Annotated in this window: 7 protein-coding genes; 4 read left to right on the top strand and 3 right to left on the bottom strand. The window is 66.1% G+C overall.

Annotated features, from left to right (window positions below; all coding sequences use genetic code 11):
• Positions 1–104 (bottom strand): hypothetical protein (locus KHQ28_RS29320; protein WP_228298289.1); only part of this gene is annotated, 104 nt, incomplete at its 3' end.
• A gap of 188 nt (positions 105–292) precedes the next feature.
• Here KHQ28_RS29320 and fepB point away from each other — a divergent pair.
• A complete protein-coding gene (gene fepB / locus KHQ28_RS23345) occupies positions 293–1,252 on the top strand; it encodes a Fe2+-enterobactin ABC transporter substrate-binding protein (protein WP_004147526.1) in 960 nt (319 codons plus the stop codon).
• 477 nt (positions 1,253–1,729) lie between these two features.
• Here the strand turns inward: fepB and entS are convergent, their stop codons facing one another.
• Positions 1,730–2,971 carry an enterobactin transporter EntS gene (gene entS, locus KHQ28_RS23340; RefSeq protein WP_004147525.1) on the bottom strand — a complete coding sequence of 414 codons (1,242 nt, stop codon included), beginning with the start codon at positions 2,969–2,971 and terminating at the stop codon, positions 1,730–1,732.
• A gap of 112 nt (positions 2,972–3,083) precedes the next feature.
• Here entS and fepD point away from each other — a divergent pair, with 112 nt between their 5' ends.
• From fepD to fepC, 3 genes are read left to right on the top strand one after another with little or no spacing between them, the layout of a single operon-like run.
• Positions 3,084–4,091 carry a Fe(3+)-siderophore ABC transporter permease gene (fepD, locus tag KHQ28_RS23335; RefSeq protein WP_004176917.1) on the top strand — a complete coding sequence of 336 codons (1,008 nt, stop codon included), beginning with the start codon at positions 3,084–3,086 and terminating at the stop codon, positions 4,089–4,091.
• Positions 4,088–5,080, top strand: a complete 993-nt coding sequence (gene fepG / locus KHQ28_RS23330; protein WP_032419236.1) for an iron-enterobactin ABC transporter permease — start codon at positions 4,088–4,090, stop codon at positions 5,078–5,080. Before fepD ends, fepG begins: the two co-directional genes overlap by 4 nt.
• Positions 5,077–5,871: an iron-enterobactin ABC transporter ATP-binding protein gene (gene fepC / locus KHQ28_RS23325; RefSeq protein ID WP_002893737.1), complete on the top strand. Its 795-nt coding sequence runs from the start codon at positions 5,077–5,079 to the stop codon at positions 5,869–5,871. Before fepG ends, fepC begins: the two co-directional genes overlap by 4 nt.
• A 64-nt stretch (positions 5,872–5,935) precedes the next feature.
• Here fepC and KHQ28_RS23320 read toward each other — a convergent pair.
• Positions 5,936–7,752: thioesterase domain-containing protein (locus tag KHQ28_RS23320; RefSeq protein ID WP_211777697.1), on the bottom strand; the 1,817-nt coding region annotated here is incomplete at its 5' end.

Raw genomic sequence — 7,752 nt, 5'->3', positions numbered from 1 at the left:
CAGCCTGAAGTGGTAAAACTGCGGTACGGCGTCATAAAGAAGAAGCTGTCCGGCGACAGGGTCCGGGTCGGTTTCTTTACATCCTCAGCCAGTGACGTTTCCATATCATCCTCCAAAAACGATAAAGATATTAAGAATAATTATCATTTATATTTTGGTTGGCTAACCTAAAAGGTATTGCCCGCCATGTCAACCGCGTTACGTCATGGCGCCGCCACTTTGGCTTGCATCCTGCTGACACAAAGTTGAAAATGAGACGCATTTATCACCTTTCAAATCAGGATGCGATGACGTGAACTTCTTTTCTTTCTGCCGCCGCGGTGCGCTGACCGGCATGCTGTTGCTTTTAGGAATTACCTCAGCCCAGGCGGCGGACTGGCCGCGCCAGGTCACCGACAGCTACGGGACGCATACCCTGCCGAGTCAGCCGCTGCGCATTGTCTCCACCAGCGTGACGCTTACCGGTTCGCTGCTGGCGATTGACGCTCCGGTGGTCGCCAGCGGCGCGACCACGCCGAACAACCGCGTCGCCGATAGCCAGGGCTTTCTGCGCCAGTGGAGCGAGGTTGCCAAAGCCCGCAAGCTGGCGCGGCTGTACATCGGCGAACCAAGCGCCGAAGCGGTGGCCGCTCAGATGCCGGATCTGATCCTGGTGAGCGCGACCGGCGGCGACTCCGCCCTGCCGCTGTACGATCAGCTTAAAACCATCGCCCCGACGCTGGTCATCAACTATGACGATAAAAGCTGGCAAACCCTCCTCACCCAGCTGGGGCAGATCACCGGTCATGAACAACAGGCCAGCGCGCGCATTGCCGACTTCAATAAACAGCTCGTTTCGTTAAAAGAAAAAATGAAACTGCCGCCGCAGCCGGTGACCGCCCTGGTCTATACCGCCGCCGCGCACAGCGCCAATATCTGGACGCCGGAATCGGCTCAGGGGCAGATGCTCGAACAGCTGGGCTTTAGCCTGGCGACGCTGCCGGGCGGCCTGCCCGCCAGCCATAGCCAGGGTAAACGCCACGATATCGTGCAGCTGGGCGGGGAGAACCTCGCGGCCGGTCTGAACGGCCAGAGCCTGTTCCTGTTCGCCGGCGACCAGAAAGATGCGGATGCCATCTACGCCAACCCGCTGCTGGCGCATCTCCCGGCGGTCGCAGGCAAACGCGTCTACCCGCTGGGCACCGAGACCTTCCGCCTTGACTACTACAGCGCTCTGCTGGTGCTCCAGCGTCTCTCCAGCCTGTTCGGCTAACGCGGGCTGCGCCATCAGGCCGGGCACTCGGCCTGCACACCTTGCCGGGCGGCGCTGCGCTTGCCCGGCCTACTGAGCTTGCACCGGCCTGCCGTACCCCAGGCCCGGTAAGGCGCAGCCGCCACCGGGCATCAGGCCGGGAACCCGGCCTGAACACCTTGCCGGGCGGCGCGGCGCTTGCCCGGCCTACTGAGCTTGCACCTGCCTGCCGTACCCCAGGCCCGGTAAGGCGCAGCCGCCACCGGGCATCAGGCCGGGAACGCGGCCTGAACACCTTGCCGGGCGGCGCGGCGCTTGCCCGGCCTACAATGCCAGAGTTCCCCAGGCCAGACTGTAGGCCCGGTAAGGCGCAGCCGCCACCGGGCATCAGGACGGATACGCAACCTGAACTCTTTGCCGGGCGGCGCGGCGCTTGCACCGGCCTGCCGTACCCCAGGCCCGGTAAGGCGTAGCCGCCACCGGGCAATCGCACCCGACTTAACTTTCGTTGACAATTTCCGGGCGCTGGAAACGGCGCAGCTCGCGTAGCAACCCAACCAGCAGCACACCGACAAGCGCCAGCGCCCAGCCGCTGGCGCTGGCGGATGCCGCCGGCGTCATCACCGCCCCTAAGCCGCCGAGCAGCGCCGCGCCGATGGCGTCGCCGGTGACGTTTTGCGCGGTCCACAGACCGTTAATCCGCCCGAGCATATGTTCCGGCGTCTGGGTCTGGATCAGGGTGTACTGCAGCAGCGAGCTAATAGCGCTCAGCCAGCCAAACAGCGCCAGGCACAGCGCGCCCAATGCCCAGTGCGGCATCAGGCTGAACAGCGCAATGGCGACAAACGATCCCACCGTGGTCGCCAGCATCAGCGCGCCCGGCCGCACCGTCTGGGCCAGCTGGCCGCTGGTCAACGCCCCCAGCGCCGCACCGAGCGGAATAGCGGCGTACAGCAGGCCAATCTGTCCGGCCGACATCTGCCAGCTACCGGCCAGCGCCGGATAGAGCACCCGCACCGCGCTGGCCATGGTCAGCAGACCGCCAAGCAGCGCAATCCCGCCGATAAGCGGGCTCCGGCAGAGGAAGGTCAGCCCCGCCAGCAGGGAGCGCAGCGGATGCTCGCGCGGCTGCGGAGGCGGCGGCAGCTGCGGCAGACGCAGCAGGGTTAAGGTGGTGATAAAGGTCCCCGCCGCCGCCAGGCCGAAGTTCCACGCCACGCCGCCGGTGGCCAGCAGCAGGCCGCCGATCATCGGCGAAATCACCGAGCCCAGGCGCACCGTCAACATGGTGATGGCCCCGGCCTGCATCAGGTTTTCCCGCCCCACCAGCGCCGGGGTCGCCGCCAGCAGCGCGGTCACCCCCAGCGAGGCGAAGAACCCATCCCAGATCCCCAGCAGGTAGATCGCCGCCAGCGACGGCTCCGGCAACAGGGCGTTCAGACACAGGCCGACAAAGCCCACGCCGCAGGTGCCGCGCGCCAGCAGGATCAGGCGTTTACGTTCATAGCGGTCAGCCAGCACGCCCCCCACCATCAGACCAACAAACATCGACGCCCCGGTCAGCGTCACCGACAGCCCGACCTGCCAGGTCGAATGGGTCATCATCTGGATCTGCACCGGAATGGCCACGCCCAGCAGGCCAAGCGACAGAATAGAGATAAAGCGAGCGATAAAAACGGCGCGAAACGCCGGGTGAGTTTTCAGCAGGCTGAGATTGAGCAGCCAGGATTGTCGGTTCATTACAGCGCCTTGTCGTTATTTTTAATACCCTTTTTACTGTGGGTCATGCTACCATAGCTGAATAAAATCGATAACGATAATTACTATCATTATCATATCAGGGATGTCAGTTATGTCGTTTTCTACGACCGCGGTACGCTCTGTCGCCGTGCCCGGATTGTTGCTATTACTCGCCTTAGCCGCCGCTCTTAGCCTGACCATCGGCGCCAAATCGTTGCCGATCGGCACGGTATTCACCGCCTTCAGCGGAACCTGTCAAAGCGCTGATTGCACTATCGTGCTGGACGCGCGCCTGCCGCGCACTCTGGCCGGTCTGCTGGCCGGCGTCGCCCTCGGCCTCGCCGGCGCGCTGATGCAGACGCTCACCCGCAACCCGCTGGCCGACCCCGGCCTGCTGGGGGTCAACTCCGGCGCCAGCTTCGCCATCGTCCTCGGCGCGGCGCTGTTTGGGATCACTTCCCCGCAGGAGCAGCTGCTGCTGGCATTCTGCGGCGCGCTCTGCGCCTCGCTGCTGGTAGCCTTTACCGGCAGCCAGGGCGGCGGTCAGCTGAGCCCGGTGCGCCTCACTCTCGCCGGGGTCGCCCTTGCGGCGGTACTCGAGGGGCTGTCCAACGGCATCGCCCTGCTCAACCCGGACGTCTACGATCAGCTACGCTTCTGGCAGGCCGGTTCGCTGGATATCCGCACCCTGCAAACGCTGAAAATTGTCCTGCTGCCGGTAGTGGTGGCGGGGATCGCCGCTCTGCTGCTGAGCCGGGCGCTGAACAGCCTGAGCCTGGGCAACGATACCGCCACCGCCCTCGGCAGCCGCGTCGCCCGCACCCAGCTGATCGGCCTGATCGTCATCACCGTCCTGTGCGGCAGCGCCACCGCCGTCGTCGGCCCCATCGCCTTTATCGGCCTGATGATGCCGCATATGGCGCGCTGGCTGGTGGGGGCCGATCATCGCTGGTCGCTGCCGGTCACCCTGCTCGCCACCCCGGCCCTGCTGCTGTTTGCCGACGTGATTGGCCGCCTGCTGGTGCCCGGCGAACTGCGGGTATCGGTGGTGAGCGCCTTTCTCGGCGCGCCGGTGCTGATCTGGCTGGTGCGCCGCCAGCCGCGGGGAGGTGGACTGTGATTGCTCCGTCCCGCCGCCTGATAGCCAGCTGTCTGCTGCTGATGGCCGCCAGCCTGCTGATTTCTCTGCTCGGGCTGGCGCAAGGCCCGGTGCCCCTGACGATTGACCAGGTGTTCTCGGCGCTGTTCGGCGATGCGCCGCGCAACGTCGCGATGGTGGTGAACGAATGGCGGCTGCCGCGGGTGTTAATGGCGCTGCTCATCGGCGCCGCGCTCGGCGTCAGCGGCGCCATTTTCCAGTCGCTGACCCGTAACCCGCTCGGCAGCCCGGACGTGATGGGCTTTAACACCGGCGCCTGGAGCGGCGTGCTGGTGGCGATGGTCCTCTTCGGCCAGAACCTGACGGCGATCGCCCTGGCGGCGATGCTTGGCGGCGTGCTGACCTCGCTGGTGGTCTGGCTGCTGGCCTGGCGCAACGGGATCGAAACCTTCCGCCTGATCATTATCGGCATCGGCGTGCGCGCCATGCTGGTGGCATTCAACACCTGGCTGCTGCTGCGCGCCTCGCTGGAGACCGCCCTTTCTGCGGGCCTGTGGAACGCCGGATCGCTTAACGGCCTGACCTGGGGTAAAACCTGGCCGTCGGCGCCGCTGATCCTGTTGATGCTGGTGGGCAGCGCCCTGCTGGTTCGCCGGATGCGGCTGCTGGAGATGGGCGACGATACTGCCTGCGCGCTGGGGGTGCAGGTCGAGCGTTCGCGCCTGCTGCTGATGCTGGTGGCGGTGGTGCTCACCGCCGCCTCGACGGCGCTGGCCGGGCCGATCTCATTTATCGCGCTGGTGGCGCCGCATATCGCCCGCCGCCTGAGCGGCACGGCCCGCTGGGGACTGACCCAGTCGGCCCTGTGCGGCGCGCTGCTGCTGGCGCTGGCCGATTACGGCGCCCAACGGCTGTTTATGCCGTGGCAGCTGCCGGTTGGCGTGTTAACCGTCAGCCTCGGCGGTATTTACCTTATTGCATTGTTGATTCAGGAGTCCCGCAAAAAATGAGTGCTGTCCCCTCCCGTTTGCGCGGCGAGCAGTTAACCCTGGCCTACGGGAACAAGACCATCGCCGAGTCGCTGAACGTGACCATCCCTGACGGTCACTTCACCGCCATTATCGGCCCCAACGGCTGCGGCAAGTCGACGCTATTGCGCACCCTCAGTCGCCTGATGACGCCCGCCAGCGGCCACGTCTGGCTCGACGGCGCGCAGATCCAGCAGTACGCCAGTAAAGAGGTTGCCCGCCGCATCGGGCTGCTGGCGCAGAATGCCACCACCCCTGGCGATATCACGGTGCAGGAGCTGGTGGCCCGCGGGCGCTATCCGCACCAGCCGCTGTTTACCCGCTGGCGCAAAGAAGATGAAGAGGCGGTGAACAAGGCGATGCGGGCGACCGGGATCAGCGATCTGGCGCTGCAGAGCGTCGACACGCTTTCCGGCGGCCAGCGGCAGCGGGCGTGGATTGCGATGGTGCTGGCCCAGGAAACGGCGATTATGCTGCTGGATGAGCCGACCACCTGGCTGGACATCAGCCATCAGATCGACCTGCTGGAACTGTTGAGCGAGCTGAATCGCGAGAAGGGCTATACCCTGGCGGCGGTGCTGCACGATCTTAACCAGGCCTGCCGCTACGCCACCCACCTGATCGCCCTGCGCGACGGCAGGATCGTCGCCGAGGGGGCGCCGAAGGAGATCGTCACCGCCGATCTGATTGAACGGATTTACGGTCTGCGCTGCACGATCATTGAAGATCCGGTGGCGCATACGCCGCTGGTGGTCCCGCTGGGCCGCCGGTAATCTCCTCTTTCCCCGGCTTGCGCTACGCTGAGCCGGGCTACCTGCTGTAGCCCGAACTCAACCGTTACCCCAGAATCTCCCTGACCACCGGGCCGATGGCCTCAAAGGCCTGCGGGGAGATAATGTCGACGTGGGCGCAGTTCTGGCTGAACACCTCCAGTTCCCCCACCCACGGGCCCCATACGACCTGCGGATCCATCCCCTCCTGCCGCGTCTTCTCCGCCACGAACAGCGTCGCCTTGCCGTCAAACTTCGCGCTGTGCGCGGTGGTTAACAGCCGCACCGCATCGGCATAGTTGCCTTCGATGGCGCTGAACAGCTCGCCAGAGGCTTGCCCCTGCTGGGCGGCGAGGAACGCTTCGCGCTCGCGGTCGATCTCCGCCAGTACCTCGGGATCCAGCCCGTTGGCCTCTTTCTCTGCCCAGTTTTGCGTCTCCGGCGGCCAGGTATCCAGCAGGCCGAGGAAGGCCACCGCTTCGCCGCGCTGGCGCAAGCGGGCGGCAATCCCCTGGGCTAAGGTGCCGCCCAGCGAATACCCGAACAGGTAATAAGGGCCGTGCGGCTGCTGCGCCAGCAGCGTGCGCAGATGATGCTCGCACACCTCGTCGAGGCTGGCGGCGCTGGCCATCGGCCCCTGCGGGCGCGGCGACTGAATACCGGTAATCGACCAGCGCGGGCTGAGATAGCGCGCCAGCACGCTGAACTGCCAGGCGAAGCCGGAGGCGGGATGGAAGCAGAACAGCGTCGGGCCGTCGCTCTCGCGCAGCGGCAGAAGCGTATCCAGCCCCAGGCGCTGGGCCTGCTCATCGCTGAGATCGGCGGCCAGCAGCGCGCTCAGTTTGCCCACCGTCGAGGCCACCATCACCTGCCCCGGGGTCACCTGCCGCGCCAGCTGGCGGCTGAGCTGTGCCGCCAGGCGCATCGCCAGCAGCGAATGACCGCCAAGGGCGAAGAAATCGGCGTCGATATCGTTCACCTCGCAGCCCAGCAGCTGGCTGAAGGCGGCGGCGACAAGAGTTTCCATGCCGGGCTCCGGCGGCCGGCCGCTGCGCTCGCCGCCGAGAGTCGGCAGCGGCAGCGCTTTGCGGTCCAGTTTGCCGTTGGCGCTCAGCGGCAGCTCAGCGAGCTGCATCAGCACCACCGGCACCATATGCGGCGGCAGCTGTTCCGCCAGCCGCGCTTTCAGCGCCGCGGTATCCAGCGGCAGGCCGGAGTCAGAGACCAGATAGCCCACCAGCTGTCGGGCATCACCGCCGGTCGCCGCCGCCTGGTTGAAGACGCAGGCGTGACTCACCGCCTGCCCCACGTCCGGCAGGGCCGACATCACCCGATCAATCTCGCCAAGCTCGATGCGCTGCCCGCGGATCTTCAGCTGATCGTCGCTGCGGCCAAGGTACTCCACCGCGCCGTTCGTCAGCCAGCGCGCCACGTCGCCGGTGCGATACATCCGCTCGCCGGGGGCAAACGGGTCGGCGATAAAGCGGCTGGCGGTGAGATCCGGGCGCCCCAGATAGCCCTGCGCCAGCTGGATGCCGGTGAGATAAAGATCCCCCGCCACCCCCGGCGGCACCGGGCGCATCGCGGCATCGAGAATGCGCAGCCCGGTGTTCCACACCGGCCAGCCAATCGGCACGCTGCTGCCGGTCACGGCCGCCAGCTCAGGGCCGCAGGCCGGATACCAGCTGACGTCCACCGCCGCCTCCGTCGGGCCGTACAGGTTATGCAGCGGCGCGCCGGTCAAGCGCTCCCACTCGCGGCACAATTCCGTCGGCAGCGCTTCGCCGCTGCAGAATACCCGCCGCAGCGTGCGGCAGGCAGCGACGCTGTCGGCATCCAGCGAGGCGACAAACGCCGCCAGCATCGACGGCACAAAGTGGGTGG

It is taken from the genome of Klebsiella sp. 28 (assembly GCF_018223905.1).
GTDB classification, from domain to species: Bacteria; Pseudomonadota; Gammaproteobacteria; order Enterobacterales; family Enterobacteriaceae; genus Klebsiella; species Klebsiella pneumoniae.
The sequence above is the reverse complement of the archived record's forward strand: the minus strand, read 5'-3'. Positions and strand labels throughout refer to the sequence as shown.